Source organism: Clostridium acetobutylicum ATCC 824 (genome assembly GCF_000008765.1).
Classification (GTDB): domain Bacteria; phylum Bacillota; class Clostridia; order Clostridiales; family Clostridiaceae; genus Clostridium_S; species Clostridium_S acetobutylicum.
The window spans coordinates 606,090-629,916 of the sequence record NC_003030.1 but is presented as its reverse complement, the minus strand read 5'-3'; the positions used below and the strand labels follow the sequence as shown (position 1 = coordinate 629,916).

Genomic DNA, 23,827 nt, shown 5'->3' with positions numbered 1-23,827 from the left:
TGAATTTTCTAAAAATTAGTTTTATATATTCTAAAAATAAAAGATGCTTTCAGAAATTTGATATAATTTCTGAAAGCATCTTTTTATCATTAAAAAATTCCAATTATTAACCTTTAAAATTCTTATTGAGCATTTGCTACTTTATTATCCATAAAATTAGCTACAGGTGTATTATTCTTAACAACGTATATCTCTATAGCTTCCATTCTTAATCCTTCTTGAACTGTTCCTGCTATAGCTCCATTTTTTACCCATGGCATCCATCCCTTATTCTGAACTTGTGCTCTATAATATACAGAATAATCATTTGAAACATTCCCCAAAGAATCTTTTAGAGAAATTTTTATAGCCTCCATTCTTAATCCCTCTTGAACTGTTCCTGCTATAGCTCCATCTCTTACTGCTGGCATCCAACCTTTATTCTGAACTTGTGCACTATATTCTACATGTAAACCTGCATTATTAGGATAATTAATTTTTATAGCTTCCATTCTTAAGGCTTTCTCAATTGTTCCTGCTGCATCACCATCTTGTACAGAGTCTTGCCATCCTATATTCTGAACATGCGCTTGATAATTTATACTTGTATTTGGTTCCTGGCTATTACTAAAAAGTGAAGTTCCATGAAGATTATTACGAGGGTCATATGCACCACCAAATACTATGCAATATTTAGCATTAGAATAATACTTTTGAATAGCATCACTCCATTTTTGATAATTAAATGGTCTTGTTTCAACATTCTGTTGAGTCCTTTCATTCGGGACATTAACAAAATCCCCGTCAACTTTAGCACCAAGTTCAGCAAATCCAAATGGTTTTCCTGTTGCTGTAAGTTCTGCATATTGTTTTTTTATTCCGCTATCGTTTGAAGGATCATCACTATATCCATCTAAAGCTACCGTATCCACATAATTATTTCCTGGATAATATGAATTTGCACCCTTGACATGTGCTGGATCTAAGCTAGGATCTCCAGCACTAGCAGCAAAGCAGAATTTTAACCAAGTAAACTTACGATCATTCACTAAGTAGTTATGAAGATGTATCCAAAGATTTTTAAAGTCATCCTGATTTTTAAATCCCCACCATAACCAAGGTGAATTCATTTCATGAAAGGGTCTCAAGTATATGGTTGCATTACCATTGCTATCCATAAGCTCTGTATGATATTTTTCAATTATATCTCCTAATTTGCTAACCATTTGTCCATAGTTCCTAACAAAGTAAGGACTTGACTGATTTATATTTTTAATATCTACACTAGCTAATTCTTTAAAATCAGCATCGGATATTTGCGAACCATAGGCTATCTGACCTACTGAACCAATTTCTTGACTAGGAACAGGGTTGGGTAATGTAGCTGATATCATTGTATCTTTTCCTTGTTGTGCCACATTCAAAAAATCAGATGTATAATTAGAGTTATGCCATTTTGGCGTAGGGCCATTACCAATTGCTGTCTCATTATGATTCTTATGATTATCGTCACTATTATTATCCGAACAATTAGCCACATCAAACCCAACTATACTTACTTTTCCAGTATAGTTAGGATCTTTCATAATATCTATAGCGTCTAAATTTTCAGCCCTACCAACAAATATTCCTGAATTACATGTTGTTGGAATTGCATAAACTTTGCTATTAGCTAATGGTGATAGTATACCCACCATTGTCACCATACTTATCAATACTTTTTTTCTTTTGTTTAATATCATAATCTTACTCCTTTATATTACTTTTGGTGTTTTACAAAATCTATTTTCCACTCTGTATTAACTTTTCCATAGCTTGCGCAGCACCTGTACCATTTTTAATAACATATATTTGAAGAGATTCCATTCTTAATCCCTTTCCAGTTGTTCCTGATACATCACCGTTCTTCTTCCAAGGTGTCCACCCTATATTCTCAACTTGAGTTCTATAATATACTGAGTAATTTGATGCATTATTTCCTGAAGAATCCTTTAACATAATTTTTATAGCTTCAGTTCTTAAGCTCTGTCCTGTTGTTCCTGCAAGTTCACCATCTTTTACCTCTGACATCCATCCATAATTTTGGACATGTGTTTGATAGTGAAGATGAAGGCCTAAATTATTGTTATAATTAATTTTTATGGCTTCCATACGTAATCCTTGTCCAACAGTTCCTGCTGTATCCCCATCACTTACATTACTCTGCCAACCTATATTTTGAACATGGGCCTCATAGCTAAGACTTCCATCTTCCTTCTCAGCACCGTTAAAAAGGGAAGTTCCGTGAATATTGTTTCGAGGATCATAAGCTCCATCAAATACTATTGAATATCCTGCTTTAGGATAGTTTTTTTCAATGGCATTACTCAATTTTTGATAATCAAATGGTCTTATCTGCCTATTATTGGTGTCAACATAGTCTCCACCAACCTTTGGTCCAAGCTCAGTAAATCCAAATGGTTTCCCAAGTCCTTGATAAGTTTGTCCATTGTATGTTCCACCAACAAGCTCAGCATATGTTTTCTTTACATCTCCATCATTTTCAGGATCATCACTATATCCGTCTAATCCTACATTATCTACGTATTGTCCACCTGGATAATAATCAAGTGCATCTTTAACATTAGAATCAGTAGTAATACTTTCATTTGCAGAGTAGCAGAACTTCAACCAACTTAAACCACGAGTATTTACCAAATAGTCATGAATATTTATCCAAAGCTGTTTAAATTGATTACTGTCGTGCTCTCCCCACCAAAACCAACTTGCGTTCATCTCATGGAAAGGTCTATAGTAAATAGTTGCATTAGCGTTGTATGTATTTAATTTTTGGTGATAATTATAAATCTCATCACCTATTCTAGAAATCATTGTTTTATAGTTTTGAAGAAGCAAAGAACTCGATGTATTAATATCTTGAATTTTTGTATTAGCTACAGTTGCAAAATCTTGGTCAGATATATCTGAATGTGTATCTCCCCCAGCTGGGTTAGGCATTTCTGCTGATATAATAGTATCCTTTCCAAGTGGCGCAACCTTAGCAGCACTATCTCCACTGATAGAGCCTTCATAGTTTGCATTATTAAAAGTAGCAAGATCAAAAGAAACAATATTTACTTTCCCTGTATATGCAGCATCATTCATAATGGACGGATTATCCAGATTGTTTCCCCATCCAAGAAATGCTCCTGAAGTACATGTTGTTGGGACCGCATAAACTTTGTTAGTAACTAATGGCGAGAGTATAAGTGTCGTCGCTAGAAGACTTATTATAGTCCTTTTTCTTTTGTTAAATGTCATAATTTTACTCCTTTTTACTATTTACACAAAAATTATGGTTTTTTTATAAAGTTTTTATAACTTTTTGCTAGTATATTATATTACACTATAATATTGCCATTGTAAACTTCCATTATTTTTATGTAATGTATATGTAAACGTATATCTTTTTAAATTTTTGTGCTAATTCTATACTTATTGGAATTTTTGTTTCTACTTTTAATTGGCGTACAAATATAACTGCCACCTACTGTGAAACTCTAACAAATAAGTGGCATTCATATTTATTTAATTTTTAATACACTATGCTTATAAAATTTCATGCTAAGTTTATTATCTTGGTGCCGCTGTACCATTTTTAACTATGCATATTTGAATAACTTCCATATAATTATCCGTTTTTATTGTTTTTTAATCATATCTATTAACAAGATAGCAGAATTTTAACCAAGTAAATCCTCAATGATTTAATAAGTAATTATATATATTAGTTATTTAGTACCTTGCACTAATCCTTCCATTAATTGCGCTCTTTCTGTACCATTTTTAACAACACATACTTGAATTGCTTCTACTGGCCTAGATTGCCCAATTGTTCCAGATGTACTTCCATTTTTAGTCCATGAGGTCCATCCCATATATCTAAGATGTGTTCTATAATATATCGAGTAATCAGATGAATCTTTTCCTTGAGCATCCTTTAATGAAATATTTATAGCTTCTATAGATAGATGCTGACCCGTTGTTCCTGCTATTTGACCATCGGATACTGGTGACATCCATCCTATATTAGAAACATGTGCTTGATATTGCAAATGTAATTCAATATTATTAGGATAGTTCATTTGAATAGCTTCCATAGACAATGTTTGTCCTGTTGTCCCTGCTGTTTCAGCATCTTTTACATAATCTTGCCACCCAATATTGGAAACATGTGCTTTATAACTGATGCTTGTATTTGCATCTTTATAATCATTAAAAATAGAAGTTCCATGAATATTATTACGTGGATCATATGCTTTATCAAACACTATTGAGTATGAAGCCTTTGAATATTCACTTTGAATAGCATTACTCCATATTTGATAATCAAAAGGTTTTATTTGATTATTGTCTTTATCAATATAGCTTCCACCAACTTTTGCTCCAAGCTCAGCAAATCCAAATGGTTTATTATAGCCTTTATATGTAACACCATTGTATGTCCCTCCAGTAAGTTCTGCATAAGGTTTTTGTATGTCAGGATCATTTGAAAGATCATCACTATAGCCGTATAAGGCAACTGTATCTACATAATTATCTCCTGGATAATATAACGTTGCATCTTTAGTGTATTTGTACTCATCTCCTATATTTTCATCACCTTTATTGACAGCGTAGCAAAATTTTAACCAAGTAAATTTTCTATCATATACTAAGTAATCATGAAGATTTATCCAAAGCTTTTTAAATTGCTCTTTATCTTGAAATCCCCACCAAAGGTAACTTGAATTCATCTCATGAAAAAGGCGTAAATACACATTAGCAGCCTGGTTTTTCTGATTTAGATTTGAGTAATAATCAGCCAGTATATCCCCTAATTTTTTAACCATACTTTGGTAATTTGTAACAACTTTAGAATCTGAACTATCTGTTATCTTAGCGTTTGCTACTTTTGAAAAGTCATCTGAACTCATATGTGTTGTACATTTCTGGCCTTCTGGATTAGGAATTTCCGCAGATACCATAGTATCCTTACCAAGCACTGCAACATTTTTAAAATTCGTCTCATAATTTGCATTATGCCATCCTGCCGGACCGTCCCCAATAGCTGTTGCATCATTGTTTTTGTGATTATCATCACTATCGTTATCTGACCAATTGGCAACATCAAAAGCTACCATATTTACTTTTCCACTATAAGCTGGATCACCCATAATATCCTTAGTTTCAAGGTTTTCAGCCCATCCAAGAAAAGCACCTGCCTTACAGCTTGATGGTATAGAAGCATACACTTTACTATTAATTTTTGGCGACACTAAAAGTACTGATACTAACATAGCTGAAAGTATTTTTTTCTTTTGTTCAATATCATTATTTCTCCTCATTTCTAAATTTTCTTTACATATTTATTATTAATTTCCTTTAAAAGTATAATAACCCATATATATTATTTTATAAACATATAATGTATATTGTTTTATATTTTTATTAATAGTATTAAAACTAATGAGTAACCTTTTAATAATTTACAATTAAATTCTTATCATTTTATATAAACATAATTGCCACCCAAAACAAATGAGTGGCAATTATTAATTATTCAATTTTGATTTTTTACAACCTTACCAACCTAAATCAGCTTTAATTGCTTTATAAAGCTGAACAGCCATCAATTCATGAGTTTTTACGGTAGGATGCCAGTCCTCACCATATCCATTTGCAGAATCCTGCACTGGAAACTCAATAAAATGAACCTTTTGATCTCCTGAAGAATTTTTCATCTCTACAGCACTATTAATATAATCCCTTGCACTTTTTAGGTTATCTCCATTTAACATAGGTCCTACTGCACAGTATATATGTGCAGTAGGATATTGACTGCGAATACGATCTATAAATGTTGAATAGGCTGTAACAAAAGTTGTCCTATCTGGAATACCTATACTAAAGTCATTTGTACATAAATTAATTACAACCACTTGAGGTACCCATCTGTTCGTATCCCAAAGAGGTGTTGATGTATACGGCAATATTCTTTGGTACAAATCAGGCATTAAATCAGTTGTGTTTCCTCCAGAATTTCTAATTAAACCTTTTCCTGACCAACAAATAGTCATAGGTTCAGCTCTTAAAAGTCTAGAGGTTATGGCACCATAGGAAAGATATGCATTTTCATTTTTTGTCGTAAAGGATTGATATTGACTTTTACCTTCATTTCCATATCCACAGGTAATTGAATCCCCAATAAACATTATTCTTTTTTGTAAAGGTTGCGGAGGTGAAATTAATTCTCCACCATCAACAATAAAACCTAAAAATTGAACTTCTCCAACTGACGCTTCAGTTCTCTTAACCAATTCTACTGTATGTTTTCCATTTGTAAGTCCCTCTGCTAATACAATAGGTGATGAGTTACTTGAAGTTACATTAACTGGCATCTTTACTATTCCATCAATTATAACATTAAACCAATTGTCTCCTGAAGATTTTAAATTTACACTTATTCCTGTACCATTAAAATTTGCCTTTATGGTACTGTTACTCCATGCAAACTTTGGACCAGCAGGATCGCTTGTATCAAAACGACCGATGAATAAAACATTAGATGAAGTTTCTGATGTTTTCAAACTACCATAACCAAAAGAAGCAGCTTTAACTGTAAAATTTACGTTTAGAAGCATCATAAAAATAATTAATAAAAAACTAAACTTTTTTCTCATTAAAATTCCCCCTTATTATACTTTATATCCACATTATACCACAGGATTTTTATGTAATAAATGTAATATGCTTAAAAATATTATTTATATCTAACTAAAATCATTCTTAACTTATATCAAATAAAAAAGAGCATCTCTGCCCTTAGTATTTTTTAACTTATCTATTATTCATTCTTTCAAATGCTATATCCAAGTCGTTTCTTGACGCCTTAATAAAGTTTTCAGAAGTCCCATATCCTATTTCCTTTCTATTTTCTTTTAGACCATCTATTACACCTGCCACAAAATCTTTAGTAGGTACTGAGAAATCATTTGTACCAAGTTTTGCTCTTGCGCTGCTATTTAGTTCAGATACAACTGCAGGCGGTACAACTTCAATAACTTCTATTCCTAAATCCTTAAGCTGATGTCTTAAGGACAAAGTATAAGAATGCATTGCAGCCTTAGTTGCACAATAAATTGGCACCCTAGCCATTGGCACAAAACCCAGCCCTGAAGATACATTTATTATTGTGCTTTTCAGTTTTCTTTCCTTAAAATGTTCCACAAACATACCTGCCAAATATATTGGAGCTTTTAGATTTATATCAACTTCTATTAAATTATCTTTAACGAGGTCTTCTATTCCCTTTGTCAAATCTACATCTTGCTGCATCCCAGCATTGTTAATTAAAATATTTATATTAGAATAATTTTTCTTTATCTCGTTCATTAATTCTTCTCTACTTTGTGATGATGCCACATCGCAAACTATAGTATGTATTGAAGGTATAGCTTTTTTTGCTTCCTTTAATCTAGATTCACGTCTACCACAAATGATTACTTCGTTTCCCAATTCAACAAATTGCTTTGTCAGCTCTAATCCTATACCTGTAGCTCCACCAGTTATAAGTATTGTGTTTCCAGTTAAATTCATACTAAAACTCCCTTTCAATTATATACTCTTACTTATATCCCCAGTATTGAAATTTCTAATTCATACTTTAAAAAGTATATATATTATTACCAGTTAATTTCTAGTCCTACTCCAACTTCTTTTACAGGCAACTTTTTATGTATTTCTGCTCTAACTAAAAACGAGGTACAATGACAAGGATATAACTCTTTTATATTATTTTGTACTAGATAATCTATGGTTTTCTGCACTTGCTCATTTACTTCAAATAAATGAAACCCACCTATGATTCCTATAACTCTGTTATCCCTGCAAACTTGCTTTGCATATTCTACAATATTGCAAATACCACTGTGAGAACATCCTGTAATAATATAAATACCGTTTTTACTTTTATATGCCAGCGCTGTATCATCCATTACATAATCGTCTACTAATTTTCCACCATCAACTTGTTTTCCTATGGATTTTCTATTTTCAAAATTATTTATCTTAGGTATTTTCCCTAAAAATATTAAGTTTTCACTAACTTTCTTAGGTTCTTTCGATAAAATCAAATTACATTTTTCTCTTAGTTCCTCCTGTAAAATAGGAGAACATATTTTCAATTTATCCTTTATTTTTTCTTTAAATGCATCCTTATGAGCAATTATAGAGATCTCACCTACACTACTTTGTTCAAAATAGTATTTTAACCCTCTTGTATGATCATCATGACCATGTGAAATGACAATAGTATCTATATTTTTCAAATCTACATCTAACGCACTGGCATTTTTAATAAATATATCAGAATATCCAACATCTAATAATAGCTTAGTACTTTCGTCTTCAATATAATATGAAACAGCAGGTTCACCTAAATAATATTGGTCAATATATGTATTATTATCTACTAAAACTTTTAATTTCATTTTTTCCTCCTTCAGTTAGATAAAATGTCTAGACATTATATTTATAGCCTTCCTTTTCCAATTAAAAACTTACATATATTAAATTTTACACCAATTCATTGAAAACTGCATGAACCTGCCGACTGACTTCATAACATATTTTTAAAATTTTTTTATCAATATCAAAGAATATTTATAGTATTTCTACATATCCTTCTGTTCCATTCACACGAATTTGCTGCCCATCTTTTATTAATTTTGTGGCATTCTCCACTCCTATAACTGCTGGTAAACCATACTCACGTGCAATAACCGCTCCATGTGTCATCAATCCACCAACTTCAGTTACTAAACCCTTTATGGATACAAATAGAGGTGTCCAGCTTGGATCAGTAAATGAAGTTACTAATATGTCTCCTGCCTCTAGATTTGCATCTTCCATATTTAAAATGACACGCGCACGCCCTTCTATAACTCCAGAAGAAACCGATAATCCTATAATAGCTCCCTCTGGTACATTTTCTCTTTTGTATTCACCTTCAACAATTTCACCATCAGAAGTTATAACACGTGGTGGTATTAGTTTTTCATATAATTTGTGCTCATTTTTTCGTTTATTTATTATACTGTAATCCACTTTTTTTGTGCGTATAACTTCCCTAAGTTCTTCAAATGTAAGATAGTAAATATCTTCTTTTTCATGAATAGCACCTATATTTGCAAGTTTTTCAGCTTCTTTCATCAAAGCCTGCTTATAAATGAAGTAGCGATTAACCATTCCGTATTTAGGATATTCGCGATAACCTATAAAATTTCGAATTAGCTTAATCATTCGTTTTGTCTCTTTTGCCTTTTGTTCACCATCCGGTAATTGTTTTAACCTTTCCAATAACTCTTGTTCCTTTTCTAAAGCTTTCTGTTTTCCTTGCTGAAATTTTATATTTGCTGCACCAGTCTCAAAGTTTTTTATATTATTAAGAATCATAGGAACAAGTGTAATTGGTTTTTCACTTAAACGTGTTCTGGTTATATCAATTTCTCCGCTGCATCTCATTCCGTATTTGCTAAGATAAGACAAAATTGCATTCTTAACCTCATGACCACCATTAAATTTAACTATTTCCTCCAAAAAGTTATCATCCTTTACATGTTGTAAATAGTCTATTATTTCCGGATAAGGGCGAATCACATCTGCAATCTCTAGTAGCTCCAAACCCATTTTTGAAGTAATATTGTTTGGTACAGATTGAGAAAGAATATCTGCTGCATTTTTTTCACCCAACCAATCCCTCATTTTTTCATTTATCCAATGTGAAGCATTTATAGCAGTCATAAATACAGCTGAACTTTGTGGGTCGGATAAAATTTTCTTTAACTCCTCTACATCTGTTCGAATAAAATCAATTAACTCTAATCCCGATTTTGTTTTTATGTTTTCTTTTAGCTCTTCTATAGATGCTTGATTCTTATTAATTAAATCAGAAACAATTGTCGGGTTGTTTTCAATTTGATTCTCTGACTCTCCTGCTGATACTCCTTTATTGCTTTTACTTTGATTCCCATTATCACTTGGTAAAGCTTTTATAAAATCTCGTTCTATTATGGTAACTAATGCATCTTTCATGAGAGGATCGTGTTGTTCCATATTATTTAATAACATTTTTCTGCTATCCTTTGAAGCCAACATTTGTGTAACATCAAAAAATAACCTTCCACCAGCTTTAAATCTGTTCCCAAATGATGTTAACTCATATAAAGACATTCCAAGTGGTTTCAGGGGATCTGTCATCATTTGCTGATGACCCACAGATATATATACATGATTTTCTTCATCATTTGCTTTAGGAATTGGATATAAAGTAGTAATTGGACGACTCTGAAGAATATAAAATGTATCTTGATTTAAACACCACTCTATATCCTGAGGAAAGCTAAAATGTTCCTCAATGCTTCTGCCAATATGCTCCAACTGTAAAATCTGCTCTTCTGTCAACACTTGCTTATTTTGTTTTTCAATCTCAAGCTCTTGTGCTTTTGTACCACCATCTTTTGAAGCATAAATAGCTAGTTTCTTTTTAGATACCTTCTTATCGGTAATCTTACCACTCAGCACCTTATACATATCAGCATTCACCAACCCAGAAACTAAAGCTTCACCAAGACCAAAGCTTGCATCAATAGATAACACCTTCCTATTAGAATTCACAGGATCAGCCGTAAACAAAATCCCTGCTGCCTTTGGAAATATCATCTTTTGAATAACCACAGATATATAGACTTTTCGGTGGTCGAAGCCATTTTGAAGACGATAAATTACTGCCCTGTCAGTAAATAGAGATGCCCAGCACTTACTGATATGTTCTAAAATTGACTTTTTACCAATAATATTTAAATATGTATCCTGCTGTCCGGCAAAGGATGCTGTCGGCAAATCCTCTGCAGTTGCACTGGAACGTACAGCATATGCATCTTTTTCACCTAACCTTGTGAGATACACATCAATCTCTTCTACTATATCTTTAGGAATGGATATTCTTTCAATGACCATACGAATTTTCTTGCTAACTTCATAAACTTTTTCCCCATCCTCCAGTCTAAGACATGATAATTCGTCTAACAACTCATTAAATTCCTTACTTTTTTCAATTATCTTCTTGTATGCTTCTGTAGTAACACAAAAGCCTTCCGGTATTAAAATTCCTGCAACCCTAGATAGTTCCCCTAGATTTGCGCCTTTACCTCCAACCATGGAAATCTTTGTTTTATCAATTTCCTTAAAACCAAGCACATATGAATTCATACACATACCCCTTCTTCTTTTCTCTGTATAGGTAAACCATTTATCAATAATATCTGTTCCTATAATACACACAATAAGCACAAATTATAAGCCTATTATTTAAAAATTCCATATGATATAATTAAGTTGGGGGATTAATTTTATCAACTGTTAGTACTCATCTTACCCACTTCTGTATAAAAAAAGTACCAACCTATTCGATTAGTACTTTTCTTGAAAATTTTAATTGTTTTCACTCACTATATGCTTTATTAATTTAATTCTGGCCAGTAATCTTTATTTACTTCTATTAACTCATCTAGTATTTGTTTAGCAACTTTTGCACTAGGAACGGTCCTAGAAAGGGTTATAGCCTGCCATAACTTTTGATATGATTTTTCTTTCCATGCCTCAACTACTAATTTCTCTACAGAAACTTGTTGTTCCATCAAGCCCTTTTGAAATTGAGGGATTTTTCCCATTGTTAATGGCTCTGGTCCATTACTTCCAACTATACAAGGTATTTCTACCATACCTGTAGAGTCAAAGTTTTCAATTGATCCATTATTAGGTACTATCAATAACATTCTTTCATGTGTGTTATATGAAATTGCTCTTGCTAAATCAACTATATAAGAAGCATGTTCATCTATCTCCATTTTACAACCTTTTGTAGACTGATTTTCTATAACTTTTTTACATTCACCGAATACAAATTTTTCACGCCCATCCATCACTTCATTTGCTCTTGTATATTCTTTATTAGAATGTTCAACTACATAATCTGGAAATAAATAATATTTTAAATAAGTGTTTGGCAATGTACTTGGATCTACTGCATATACATCTTTAGCTTTAGCAAAAGTATCGTTCCAACTAGCATCAGTGTGTTGAGTATCCCCATTTTCAGCTACATAACCATACTTTTTAACGTGTTCCTTTAACTTTGGCATTAAATCATTGCCATCTTTATCACGTATATCTGACCACCACCCGAAGTGGTTAAGTCCATAATACTTAACTGTCATTTCTTTTCTTGACTCTAATCCCAATATTTCTGCCATCCTTGTTTCTATTCCTATAGGCATATCACAGATGTTTAATATTTTAGAATTAGGTCTTAGTTTTCTTGTTGCCTCTGCAACTATTGCTGCCGGATTGGAGTAATTTAGCATCCATGCATTTGGTGAATATTTCTCCATATAATCAAGAATTTCAATAACTCCACCTATAGATCTCATTCCATAAGCTATTCCTCCTGGTCCACAAGTTTCTTGACCAACCACTCCATACTTTAATGGAATTTTTTCATCTAATTCACGCATTGCATATTTACCAACTCTTATATGAGCCATAACAAAATCAACATCTGTAAATGCTTCCTTTGGATTTGTTGTTGCAAGGAATTCTATTTCTGGTGCCTTTTCTTTTAATATTATCTCACAAGCTCCAGCTACTATCGCTTGTCTTTCTTTATCATTGTCATAAAATTTAAGCTTTCTTATAGGGAATTTATCCATATTGTCCAATAACATTAATACTATTCCTGGTGTAAAAGTACTTCCTCCACCTGCTATTACAACTGAAAATTTTTTCATAATCTTTTCCTCCTTAAATATAAATATCTATTTTTATTAATTTTAGATAACAAATTGATTATTTATTTAATACTAATTTATGACTTTATAAGTAATCCCTCAAACTCTTCTCTTACCTGCGGAACTGATAATCCAACTATAACTTGAATGGCTTTTCCATTTCTAACCACTCCATGTGCTCCAGCTTTTTTGAAAACACTATCTGGTAATAACTTACTTTCATCTTTTACAGATACACGCAGTCTAGTTGCACAATTAGTAACATCTGCAATATTTTCACTTCCACCTAAGGCTTGTAAAAATTGCATAGCTTGACTTCCATCTATTTCATCATTCTTAACTTCCTCAGCTGCGCCTTGTTTTGCCTTATAATCAGCTTTTGTATAAAGTTTTGTTTCTTCATCATCTATCTCTCGTCCAGGAGTAGCAAAATTAAACTTTAATATTAAGAAACGGAATACTAAGAAATATATTGCTGTAAAACATAATCCTATTATTATTTGAGTTATATAAGTAACTGGATGATACTTAAATAATGGCAGCCAGTTTTGTGCAAACCAATCAATTAATCCCCCTCCAAAATTACCTACAACACCAAATGCATATTCTATTGCCGCTAAAGTTGCAGCCAACACAGCATGTACTGCAAATAATGCTGGAGCTATAAATAAAAACGTAAACTCAAGAGGTTCAGTAATGCCCGCTACAATAGCTGTTATTGTTGCTGGTATAAGTAAACCAGCTACAATTTTTTTCTTTTCAGGCTTTGCAGTGCTGTAGATAGCCAATGCTATACCAGTACATCCAAATACCTTAGAAGATCCATGCAGTGCAAAACCGCCGGCTGGGAACATATCTTTTAATGAACGAGCACTTGTTGCAAAATCTGATAAATGCTTTGGCCAATATGAAGCAATACCATCAGGTACTACTGCTGGCCCATAAACAAATGGTCCATAGATAAAATGGTGCAAGCCCGTTGGAATCAAGATACGTTCTAAAAATGTATATATCCATACGCCTATAACTCCAGATGAAGCTAAGAACCCTTGTAACGCTCCTATGCCGCATTGGACCTTAGGCCAAACTAGACACATTAACAAAGAAGTTGGTAGCATTACGAAAAATCCTATCATCACCACGAAAACTGAACCTTGAAAAATACCTAAGTAAACTGGTAATCTCTTTTCGAAAAACTTACCATGTAGATACACAGCTATACCTGCAATTAAAATTGCACCTATCATACCAGTATCAAGCGTCTTTATGCCTGCAATCAATGCAAGCCCACTTGATACCCCATGGCTAACTCCAGGTTGTAAATTAAAGTTAACTCCGAAACTTGAACCTGAAATAGTAAGAATAGCATTAATAAAATAATTAAATGTTAAATATATTAATAGAGCTTCTAGACAGGCACGGGCTTGTGCTTTTTTAGCTAAGGCAATTGGTAATCCAACTACAAACAATAAGGGTAGTTGATTAAACACCGTCCATCCACCTTGCTGAACTACATACCAAAAGCTATACCATGCTGTACCTTTTGCTGCTATGGAACCCATAATATCTTGATTTGTAAACAAAATAGAAAATCCAACAACCATACCATAAAAAGCAAAGAATAAAACCGGAACAAACATGGCAGCTCCAAAGCGCTGAATTTTTTGCATCATTTTTTGACCCCCTCAAATCTTTTATCAATAACTATTGTGATATTTTTAAGAAAGCAATTATCGTACTGTATTACCTTCCTTATAACTTGTATCAAATTGTTTGTTTCATAATTTAGCCCAAATTGTTATGTCTGTGATCTAATGTTTCTTACCAAGATATCTTGTATGAGTTTATATTATCAACTAAAGAAAACCTTTTCAATACTTTTCACCCATTTACTTCTTATGTACATCTTTAAGTTATTCGCACATAATTTGTGCATTCGCACAGGCTATCTTTTCAATATTTATATAAAAAACAAAAAGTTAGCACATAAATATTGTGCTAACTTTTTTACATATACATCCTATGATATTGTATCCTCTTTTTTTAATTGTCCTAAGTAAGTAATATATTTTAGAAATAATATCTCAATTAAAATGAAGTATTGGCCTACATTTTCACAAGTAACCACTCCTTCTATTTTTATATTTCTTGTAATAATATACAAATTCTCGTCACATAACCTCGCTATTGAGTTGTCGGATAATTTTGTAATAGAAATAGATGGTATATTCTTGACCTTTACTTTTTTCAAATATTCAACCGCAGATTTTTTTTCACCAGATAATGATATAATTACAATTAAATCTTCATCAGTAGCTGTCTCTAGAACCATATTCATTTCAGCTTCTCCGTGTACTGTAACAAAAAACTTATTTACACTTATAAAATGCCTTTTAAGTTCATTGGCTGCTGCAATTTGTACCGCCCCAGTCCCATATACAAAAAGATGTTTTGCTCCATAAATCATACGACATATTTCTAAAAAATCCTTTTCCTTCATATCCTTTATTGTTTTGTAATAATCCTGATAAACATCCTCAACACTGCTGCTTTTAAAATTATTACTCACGCCAAGTTCTAGTTTTAACCTAACTTTAAACTCTCCAAACCCCTCCAAAGATAGCTTTTGAGTAAATCTAGAAATTGTTGTCCTTGAAATATTACATTTTTTTGCTAATTCATCAATAGATATTGTACAACACTCACGCTTATTACAACATATATACTTCCATATGTGGAGATCGTTTTCATTGAGCTTATTGTAATTATTATTAACCAATTCTTCTAATCTCATGTTTACTTCCTATCTTTCAAACTAATTTTTAACTAGATTATAACATCTTAAAAGTTTCCTGTAAATATCAGTATATAGCCTCATAAATAACAGATAATCTCTTATAATTAATTTTGATCTTTTATATCATTTAATAATCCTTCAAACCATTGAAGATTTACCAAATGATGAGAACGCGAATTTTCTAACATCTTTTTGAAATAAGTAGGTATAGCTTTATTATTATTAAGAGATTGCTCTAATAAAAAAATTTTCTTTTTTGTTTGTTCGATTTGCTTTTCTATTAGTTTTGTTAATTCCTTACTTTTATACTCATTAGCAAATAACATAGCAGCATAAAAAGATAGGTTTATATAATCTGTCTTAGAACCATACTTATACATCAATTTTTCAAATTCTTTATCTCCTAGTTCTGTTATGATATAATTACGCTTCTCTCTAGTGCTGTCTAATTGGTTAACTTTTTTTATATATTGCTTTTCTTCCAATTGTTGAAGATTATAATAAAATGATCCTTTGGTGAAATTTACTATGTACTTATAATGTCTCTCTTCCATTAACGCTAATAATTCGTATCCGTAAGAACCTGGTTTTTGTTTTAATAAACCTAAAATTAGTAATGGTATCAAAAAAACATCTCCTTTATGTTCTTCATTAAATTTATATTAATAGCTCCTTTATACTTGTAATATTTAATCATTGTTGATTTTCATAAGTTCAGATGTAAATTCATCATACGATATTTTTCCCAATGCAAAATCCATACTTTTTATATATATCTTTTCTGCTTTAGTATGTGTTCTAGCATAATTTAGATTTAGCAATTCATTTTCATTAATTAATGGCTCTAATACATGTTTCCTATTAAAAAAGGCTTCAAAATATCGTAAACCAAATTTTCTTTGAGAAATAGCATCAATATGAATGCCATCAGGATTACAAGTTAAACCTGATGCTGTAACAAAGTAACAGTTATCCTGTTCAAAAGCAAATTTTTGTAACTCCTTATTAATGAAATTATATTCAGTACAGCCTTTTCCAAATCTTTCTTTTCCTAAAAAATCTCCTAAGCCACCAATAATAATCGGAATATCTGGGACATTGAGCTCCTTTCTAAGAGCTTCAATAATTAAAAGTAACTTTTTATAATATACTTTGTAGTTACCATTAAGGCTATCACTCTCCCCTTGGTGCCATAGAATTCCTGTTAATTCACTACTTTCCATAGCGAATTTAGCTTCGGTTAATGCATGTCTAAAAAGCACCCCATCTAAAGCCCACTCATCAATTGAACTTCCACCTTCAGCACAAGGAATCAATCCAATAATATCTTCTTGATTTTTTTGACTCCATGCATCTGCAAATGAACCCGCTAAACTTATTCCCGAAACAGGACGATCATAATTGATTGGCTCAGTCATCATTTGCCATCTACCATTACGTAACATTTGTATTCTCTCATTATAAATCATGGGAACTTCATTAATAAAACCACGCCCAGCCATATTTGACTGCCCTAACATCAAAAACGATTTAACCACTTTAAGCCCTTCTTTCTATTTACTTTACTGCTTCATTAAGTTTTTCTAAATATCAAAAACCTTGAAATTATTATTAGTCTAATTAGACTAGCCATACTTAAATATTATAGTCTAATTAGACTAATTGTCAACTATATTCTTTTTATCTTAATGGCAAAGTGTTTTTTACTTGTAATATTTAAGCTGAAAGCACTATTGCTTATATTTTCCAGAACATAATCAGAAGCTCTTGGAATCAGGATAAAAATCATCATAGGCATCATAACAGCCATGCCACGATTGGTGCATAGCTGCGTAGTCATTAATTCTTTATTGGTATTTTCAAATTTTTCTTCCTGATAGTCTTCTGCATTATATGATCTTACAACCCGTAATCCTGTAAGATTTTCTCTTGTTACACGGTTTAGATTATCAGTAAGGACTTACATTTTTTAAACTTTGGAATAACAAAAATCATAATCATGGATATCACAAAAACCATAATTCCTAGCATTACTACAGTAGCAACCGTTCACTCAAATCCTTTTCCCTCAATCTTTGTAATTGACCATACTCCTAAGATTGGTGCTTCGATTAGCGTCTATAAACCCATGGCAACTAGCATCTGTACTTGAGTAATATCATTTGTTGATCGAGTTATCAGACTATCTGTTGAAAAGCGGTTTATTTCTTCCATTGAAAAGAATCTACCTTGGAAAACAAAAGGCTTCTAAAATTTTGCGAAAAGGAAGCCTCAATTCTTTCAACAAAAAATTCTACCACTACAGCAGCTGCAAAACTACATAAGGCACAAAGCATCATCTTTCCACCTGCTAACATATATCTTACATTTCACTTCTCTGTGTTTGCAGAAGTCTTGTAATATCTGACATACAATCAGGAAGTTTTAAATCTAACCAGACCTGTGCTGCTATGAAAACTAAACTGATAAATGCTTGGATCAACTCTCTAACTCTCAAACGCTTTAATAATTTAATCATGTTTTCTCCTCATTTTGCTAATAATATTATGCACTAATACTGTTAGATATTTTATCAATAATAATTTCTAGTTTTTAAAAAATGAATAACCTTATAAATTTAATGCTTACTGCTGGTGCTATTCCTGTATAGTCACTTATTAATTCTATTACAAGAAAATATTTCCTTTAGATAATCAATTTTTTACCGTCCAGTAATATGTTATTTTTTATCTTTTTGTATCAATTTGATACTATTTGCTTTATGTAGGCTCCCTGATAACTATCAATAGTTATCAGGGAAACCCAGTATAATTAAAGACCTATACTATACTCCATACAGTCATCACCAAAACATCTGATTCCGTGTGTTACCTTTACATTAATGCCCATTTAAACCTTTATAATTTTATTGTTTTTGTTGCAACATTCTCGCAAAACGAAATATCATGCTCAACAAACAAAATTGTAGGTTCATATTCAATTAACAATTTCTCAACCTGCATACGAGAAATGACATCAATAAAATTCAATGGTTCATCCCAAATATACAAATGTGCCCGTTCACACAGACTTTTTGCAAGCAGTACCTTTTTCTTCTGTCCTCCGCTAAAATCCTTGATATCCTTTTCGAACTGTTCTCTTGAAAAATCAAGCTTTCTAAGCATTGATTTAAATAAAGTTTCATCAATGCAGTATTTATCCGCATACTCAGATAAATTACCATATAAATCTGATGTATCTTGTGAAACATATGAAATAATTAATTTATTATTCTTTCTTACAATTCCGCTATGTGGGATGTCTTCTCCATAAATTAATTTCAATATACTTGATTTTCCGCTGCCATTCTTTCCTTGAATAGCAATTCTTTCACCTTTCTCTATATTAAATCTTACTCCTTCACAGACAATTCTATCATCATATTTAATTGCAACATCTATAACTTCTACAAGCTTTTTATCATGAAAAGTAAGCGGTACTATTTTTAAATTTTCATTATTCTCAATATTTTTAAGAAGTCTTGATTTTTCCTTAATCATATTTTGTTGTCTAGCTTCTATATTTTTAGCACGTTTCATCATTTTTTCAGATTTATGTCCAACATATCCTTTATCTAATTTGCTCCCAGAATTAGTAGTTCCATACTTGCTACTTTCAACACTATCTGACCACGTAGATGTACGTTTTGCCGAGCTAGAAAGTCTATTAATATCCTTTTTCAATTTTTCATTTTCTGCTAGTTCAAACCCATCTTTTAATTCCTTGTTTCTCCACCATGAAGAAAAATTCCCTTTTTGTATTTCAATATTAGTTCTATTAATAGACAAAATATGGTCAACACAATTATCCAAAAAAGATCTATCATGTGAAATTAGAATAAATCCTTTCTTCTTTTTCAAGTAATTACTTAGTTTCTTTCTCCCTTCAGCATCCAAATGATTTGTAGGCTCATCAATAAGCAAAAAAGAATTCTCTTTCAAAAACATAGCAGCCAACAATGATTTGGTCTGCTCTCCTTTAGAGAGAGTATAGAACTGTCTATATAAAGCTTCATAGTCTATATCTAACAAAGATAATTCTTTTACTATTTCCCAATCCATTGAATTTGGACTAATCTCCTTTATGACATCTATGACAAATTTGCCTTTCTCCTGCACTTCATAAGGAAAGTATTCAAAATTCACATCAGTCGAGATGCTTCCATTATATTCGTATTTTCCAAGCAAAAGATTTAGAAACGTAGTCTTTCCTCTACCGTTTCTTCCAGTAAACCCCAATTTCCAATCAGTATCAATTTGAAAACTTACATTTTCAAAAATATTATCATAACTACCTTCATAAGCAAAGGTTAAATTTGTAACATTAATTAAAGACATATTTTTGTCCTCCTCTGTATTTAATAATATAAAAAACAAATTCGGAACAATAGGTGATCTTGTTATTACTCCATATAAATATCACCTGCAGTATCCGAGTCTATATGGAGATTATCATGTGTTAGCAAAGTATCTTTATCTATCATAATATTATTTATCCTCCTTATTCTAATTATTTATAAAAAAGTAAGAGCTGCAAGAATTTATTATCCTTACAGCCCTTAGATATACACAGTTAAGCTAATTATTATAGCATAACACAAGTATATATTAGAAGAAAAAAGAATAACTTTCCTGCATAAGTACAACAAAAAAACAGAACACACCTATTATCTTTGTATTAAATGTACTTTTAAAAATCAGCAAGAAAATTTAATCATTTTTTCACCTCAAATTTCAAATTTTTTACCATTATACTATTCCCCATCAAAAAAGTCAATGAGGAGTTAATCAAGAAAATTTGTTTTAAATTAATCCATGTCATCCCGAAGAGCGTCAATGATATTTTCTTTTTTTATCTTGCTAATGGAATACATCATAGTAATGAACACGATAAATAGCACACCGAACACGCTGATTCCAATACTACTCCACGGCAATACAAAATGGGTACTGTCGCCACTCATTACTTTGTGCACAAGCCATGAGAATATGATTGACAGAGGAAGCCCGAGGAGCAGAGCCTTCATTCCATAAAAGACGCACTCGAAATTCATCATCTTTTTGAAATCGCGGTCAGACATTCCCACAGAGCGAAGCATGGCAAGTTCACGCCTGCGCAGCTTGATATTCGTAGAAATAGTGTTAAATACATTGGCAACTGCAATCAGCGAAATCATAATTATAAAAGTATAAGAAAATACGTCGACAATAAAAATTTCATTTTTGTTTTCCTCAAATATTTTCTTACTATTTATAAGGGTGTATATATCTTTAATTTTCGCACCTTTAATTGCCTCTTCCATTTTAGCCGCTGACTGCGAGGGATTCTTTGACAAAAAAGTCATGCCCTTAGCGTTAATATCCGCAGAAATATTAGAGGTATTAAACTTTTCCTTGAGTGAATATGGTGCAATCAAACTAAGCTTACTTGGCTTTTTAAGTGATACTCTTACACTCGGAGGAATATCAGGCATCACCATGGTGCTAACAAATGTAATACTTACATTACGTCCCTGCCTAATCTCCGGCTTGCCATTTATTTCAGGAGCGATTGTAAAATTCATGGAAGAACTCTTGAACATATCAGGAAGCTGGTGAACGTTCTTCTGATTGTCGTGATCACTATCCACTTTGGCGACACTTATCAATTTGGCATTTGGTCCTATATATTCCTTCTTTGGCAAGCCCAAGCGTTTGACAATATTTAAATAAGTACTGTCATCCAAAAACTGGATTATCGTTGACAGATTCACTGTTTTGTCCAGCGAATGTGAACTCACAGATTTCTTGTATGCATCTGAAAAGTCGCTGCCTTTGACAGCACAGGAATAATTCATAACAACTTGATACGAGCTTTCATAAACACCATTGGTGGTTTTTAATTTGTTATAAAGCTGCAGCATTTCACTGTCCTTCATATCATCTGAACCAAAACCAATATCATAACCATTAATCTCCTTTGCACCCGCTGTCGTCTGTTTCAAATCTGCTACCATTGCACTGGTCGATATAAACAGCACTACACTTAAAACAAGTGACAACACAATGCTGCGGTAACGTTTTTTGTTCCTTTTGAAGTTTTTAAGAGCAAGCACACCTTCAAACCCGTAAATGCGCTGTGCCAATTTTGAGGTTTTAACTTCTTTAGCTTCCAATTTGACCTCGTTAGTCTGACGAATACATTCCATCACAGGCATATTGGCAGCTTTACGAGCTGGAATATCGGCTGAAATAAGGATTGTAATCATGCTAATTACCACCGCTGCCAGAATTGCAGGAACAGACACCATAACAGTGAAAGGTACACCGACAAAGAAAATGTTTGAAAATTGCTTGGCAACAACTACCATCACAAGTTTGGTGCTGGCTATGCCCACTAAAACTCCAATCGGAATGCCAATGGCGCCGATACAAATACCTTCAAACAGCACCGAACGGCGCAGTTGTTTTGCGGTAGCGCCCACTGACGAGAGAATCCCGAACTGGTGTGTGCGCTCATTCAAGGATATATTAAATGAATTGTAAATCAGAAAAATCGAACCAATCATGATAATCACAACTACAATGCCACCAACTGAGTATAAAAATGCATTAAAAACCTTATCACCCGGATCATTAGAAAGAGCCATGAAGCGCAGCACTTCATTATTCAAGGTATAAGCATGACCTTCAGCTGTGCTTTTTGCATAAGTATGAACTTCACGCGGATTTTTCAACGTAACAAATAAGCTGAGATCATCCATCGTGTCTGCTGCATCCGCGGTTGTGATTGCGGTATATCCTGGCGCAGAATCTTCATCAAATGTTGGCATTTGAGAGATACCAACCACCGTGTAAGTCCTCTTTACTTTTGGCACAAGAGTTTCTTTTCCCGAAATGTAAGGGTCGTGTTGACCAAGGCTTTTGTTGACCTTCATGCGGCTTCCAACATCAATGGTAAACTTGTCGCCCAACTGAACCTTAACTCCACCTTTCGTCATAACTTTTCCAGGGACAACAATCTCTCTGCTATTTTGGGGCATCCTGCCCATAACCATTAGGATAGGCGGCAAAGCATTAAAGTTTTTCTTGCTGTATCCAGCTATAAAAAGATACGGCTTATTGGTGGTTTTTACGCCTTTAAGTTTTGCATAGCCGATATTTTTAAATGTTGCAACGCTTGCAACTTTGTCGTTACTTGCCTGTTTCGATGCGAAAGAAGAATTCACATTTTCAAATTTAACGTGCCAGCCGCCGTATTTCTGAGCTTCACCTTTTGCCAAATAATTCATCAATGAAATACCAAATGTGGTAACTCCCGTAATCAGTGTGACGGATAGAATAACTCCAATCACTGTTACAATTGTTCGTGTACGGCTTTTTTTCATGCCTTGCAAAGCAACTTTGTTGAAAACGTTCATGCTCTCACCCTCTCATCTCGTACTACTTTACCGTCTGATATACCAATAATACGATCTGCTTGCAGGGCAATATTTTCGTCATGCGTTACGACAATAAGAGTCTGATTGTATTTTTTATTGCTTTCTTTAAGTAGCTTTATAATTTCATGTCCATTTTTGCTATCCAAACTGCCCGTTGGCTCATCACCAAGCATGACTGCTGGGGCATTCATCAAAGCACGTCCTATGGAAACACGCTGCTGCTGACCACCTGAAAGCTGATTAGGTAAATGTTTTTCTCGTCCCTTTAACCCAAGCAATTCCAGTAATTCATTCAGTCGTTCTTTGTTAACCTTTCGCTTGTCCATTAATATAGGTAAGGTGATGTTTTCCACTACATTCAGAGTTGGAATGAGGTTATGAAACTGGTAAATCAGTCCAACCTGGCGCCTGCGAAAAATAGCGAGTTTTTCATTGCTTTGGGCATATACATCCTGCCCCTCCAGATACACCTTTCCGCTTGTCGGCACATCCACACCAGCTATAGCATGCAGTAGAGTAGATTTTCCGGAGCCAGAGGAACCAATAATTGAAGTAAATCCTCCTTTTTCAATTGTAAGTGAAATATTGTCAAGTGCAGTAACCTTATTTTCGCCCTTGCCGTAGACCTTGCATAAATTTTCAACTTTTAAGAACTCCATTATGTGAGTCTCCTTTCTTATGTTTTACCCATATAATAGAACATTCAACTTACATCTCTGTGACTTT

At 32.9% G+C, this 23,827-nt stretch carries 16 protein-coding genes and 1 pseudogene; all 17 read right to left on the bottom strand.

Features of this window, described 5'->3' with window-relative positions; translation table 11 throughout:
* Positions 1 to 122: 122 nt before the first annotated feature.
* A complete protein-coding gene (locus tag CA_RS02965) occupies positions 123 to 1,721 on the bottom strand; it encodes a glycosyl hydrolase (RefSeq protein WP_010963861.1) in 1,599 nt (532 codons plus the stop codon).
* 40 nt (positions 1,722 to 1,761) lie between these two features.
* Positions 1,762 to 3,279 (bottom strand): glycosyl hydrolase, encoded by a 1,518-nt coding sequence (locus CA_RS02960; protein WP_010963860.1) that lies wholly within the window; start codon positions 3,277 to 3,279, stop codon positions 1,762 to 1,764.
* A 470-nt stretch (positions 3,280 to 3,749) separates the two neighbouring features.
* Positions 3,750 to 5,345 carry a glycosyl hydrolase gene (locus tag CA_RS02955; protein WP_010963859.1) on the bottom strand — a complete coding sequence of 532 codons (1,596 nt, stop codon included), beginning with the start codon at positions 5,343 to 5,345 and terminating at the stop codon, positions 3,750 to 3,752.
* A 237-nt stretch (positions 5,346 to 5,582) separates the two neighbouring features.
* Positions 5,583 to 6,680, bottom strand: a complete 1,098-nt coding sequence (locus CA_RS02950) for an SGNH/GDSL hydrolase family protein (RefSeq protein ID WP_010963858.1) — start codon at positions 6,678 to 6,680, stop codon at positions 5,583 to 5,585.
* A gap of 157 nt (positions 6,681 to 6,837) precedes the next feature.
* Positions 6,838 to 7,596 (bottom strand): SDR family NAD(P)-dependent oxidoreductase, encoded by a 759-nt coding sequence (locus tag CA_RS02945; protein ID WP_010963857.1) that lies wholly within the window; start codon positions 7,594 to 7,596, stop codon positions 6,838 to 6,840.
* Positions 7,597 to 7,682: 86 nt separating this feature from the next.
* On the bottom strand, positions 7,683 to 8,489 hold the full coding sequence (locus tag CA_RS02940) for an MBL fold metallo-hydrolase (protein ID WP_010963856.1): 807 nt from the start codon (positions 8,487 to 8,489) through the stop codon (positions 7,683 to 7,685).
* Positions 8,490 to 8,661: 172 nt separating this feature from the next.
* Complete coding sequence (gene ppsA / locus CA_RS02935; protein ID WP_010963855.1) at positions 8,662 to 11,268, bottom strand: phosphoenolpyruvate synthase; 2,607 nt, start codon at positions 11,266 to 11,268, stop codon at positions 8,662 to 8,664.
* 251 nt (positions 11,269 to 11,519) lie between these two features.
* Positions 11,520 to 12,845, bottom strand: a complete 1,326-nt coding sequence (locus CA_RS02930; RefSeq protein WP_010963854.1) for a 6-phospho-alpha-glucosidase — start codon at positions 12,843 to 12,845, stop codon at positions 11,520 to 11,522.
* A gap of 77 nt (positions 12,846 to 12,922) precedes the next feature.
* Positions 12,923 to 14,518, bottom strand: coding sequence for an alpha-glucoside-specific PTS transporter subunit IIBC (locus tag CA_RS02925; RefSeq protein ID WP_010963853.1), 1,596 nt, complete (start codon positions 14,516 to 14,518; stop codon positions 12,923 to 12,925).
* A 347-nt stretch (positions 14,519 to 14,865) separates the two neighbouring features.
* A complete protein-coding gene (locus CA_RS02920) occupies positions 14,866 to 15,639 on the bottom strand; it encodes a MurR/RpiR family transcriptional regulator (RefSeq protein WP_010963852.1) in 774 nt (257 codons plus the stop codon).
* A gap of 107 nt (positions 15,640 to 15,746) precedes the next feature.
* The gene (locus tag CA_RS02915) at positions 15,747 to 16,268 is read right to left on the bottom strand and encodes a PadR family transcriptional regulator (RefSeq protein WP_014518846.1); all 522 of its coding nucleotides are present in this window, start codon (positions 16,266 to 16,268) and stop codon (positions 15,747 to 15,749) included.
* Between the two features lie 63 nt (positions 16,269 to 16,331).
* A complete protein-coding gene (locus tag CA_RS02910; protein ID WP_010963850.1) occupies positions 16,332 to 17,180 on the bottom strand; it encodes a sialate O-acetylesterase in 849 nt (282 codons plus the stop codon).
* Between the two features lie 131 nt (positions 17,181 to 17,311).
* A pseudogene (locus CA_RS20160) lies at positions 17,312 to 17,581 on the bottom strand (hypothetical protein); the annotation flags it as partial.
* Between the two features lie 262 nt (positions 17,582 to 17,843).
* Entirely contained in the window at positions 17,844 to 17,981 is a 138-nt protein-coding gene (locus CA_RS20155) for a hypothetical protein (protein ID WP_013913519.1), read from the bottom strand.
* Positions 17,982 to 18,539: 558 nt separating this feature from the next.
* Complete coding sequence (locus tag CA_RS02895) at positions 18,540 to 20,018, bottom strand: Lsa family ABC-F type ribosomal protection protein (protein ID WP_010963849.1); 1,479 nt, start codon at positions 20,016 to 20,018, stop codon at positions 18,540 to 18,542.
* Between the two features lie 470 nt (positions 20,019 to 20,488).
* Positions 20,489 to 23,080 (bottom strand): ABC transporter permease, encoded by a 2,592-nt coding sequence (locus tag CA_RS02890; protein WP_010963848.1) that lies wholly within the window; start codon positions 23,078 to 23,080, stop codon positions 20,489 to 20,491.
* The gene (locus CA_RS02885) at positions 23,077 to 23,760 is read right to left on the bottom strand and encodes an ABC transporter ATP-binding protein (RefSeq protein ID WP_010963847.1); all 684 of its coding nucleotides are present in this window, start codon (positions 23,758 to 23,760) and stop codon (positions 23,077 to 23,079) included. The genes CA_RS02890 and CA_RS02885 overlap by 4 nt, the downstream gene beginning before the upstream one ends.
* Between the last annotated feature and the right edge of the window lie 67 nt (positions 23,761 to 23,827).

Excerpts from the sequence above, each read along its gene's own strand:
- CA_RS02965 (WP_010963861.1), bottom strand. The coding sequence starts at position 1,721 with ATGATATTAAACAAAAGAAAAAAAGTATTGATAAGTATGGTGACAATG.
- CA_RS02960 (WP_010963860.1), bottom strand. The coding sequence starts at position 3,279 with ATGACATTTAACAAAAGAAAAAGGACTATAATAAGTCTTCTAGCGACG.
- CA_RS02955 (WP_010963859.1), bottom strand. The coding sequence starts at position 5,345 with ATGAGGAGAAATAATGATATTGAACAAAAGAAAAAAATACTTTCAGCT.
- CA_RS02950 (WP_010963858.1), bottom strand. The coding sequence starts at position 6,680 with ATGAGAAAAAAGTTTAGTTTTTTATTAATTATTTTTATGATGCTTCTA.
- CA_RS02945 (WP_010963857.1), bottom strand. The coding sequence starts at position 7,596 with ATGAATTTAACTGGAAACACAATACTTATAACTGGTGGAGCTACAGGT.
- CA_RS02940 (WP_010963856.1), bottom strand. The coding sequence starts at position 8,489 with ATGAAATTAAAAGTTTTAGTAGATAATAATACATATATTGACCAATAT.
- ppsA (WP_010963855.1), bottom strand. The coding sequence starts at position 11,268 with ATGAATTCATATGTGCTTGGTTTTAAGGAAATTGATAAAACAAAGATT.
- CA_RS02930 (WP_010963854.1), bottom strand. The coding sequence starts at position 12,845 with ATGAAAAAATTTTCAGTTGTAATAGCAGGTGGAGGAAGTACTTTTACA.
- CA_RS02925 (WP_010963853.1), bottom strand. The coding sequence starts at position 14,518 with ATGATGCAAAAAATTCAGCGCTTTGGAGCTGCCATGTTTGTTCCGGTT.
- CA_RS02920 (WP_010963852.1), bottom strand. The coding sequence starts at position 15,639 with ATGAGATTAGAAGAATTGGTTAATAATAATTACAATAAGCTCAATGAA.
- CA_RS20155 (WP_013913519.1), bottom strand. The coding sequence starts at position 17,981 with ATGATGCTTTGTGCCTTATGTAGTTTTGCAGCTGCTGTAGTGGTAGAA.
- CA_RS02895 (WP_010963849.1), bottom strand. The coding sequence starts at position 20,018 with ATGTCTTTAATTAATGTTACAAATTTAACCTTTGCTTATGAAGGTAGT.
- CA_RS02890 (WP_010963848.1), bottom strand. The coding sequence starts at position 23,080 with ATGAACGTTTTCAACAAAGTTGCTTTGCAAGGCATGAAAAAAAGCCGT.
- CA_RS02885 (WP_010963847.1), bottom strand. The coding sequence starts at position 23,760 with ATGGAGTTCTTAAAAGTTGAAAATTTATGCAAGGTCTACGGCAAGGGC.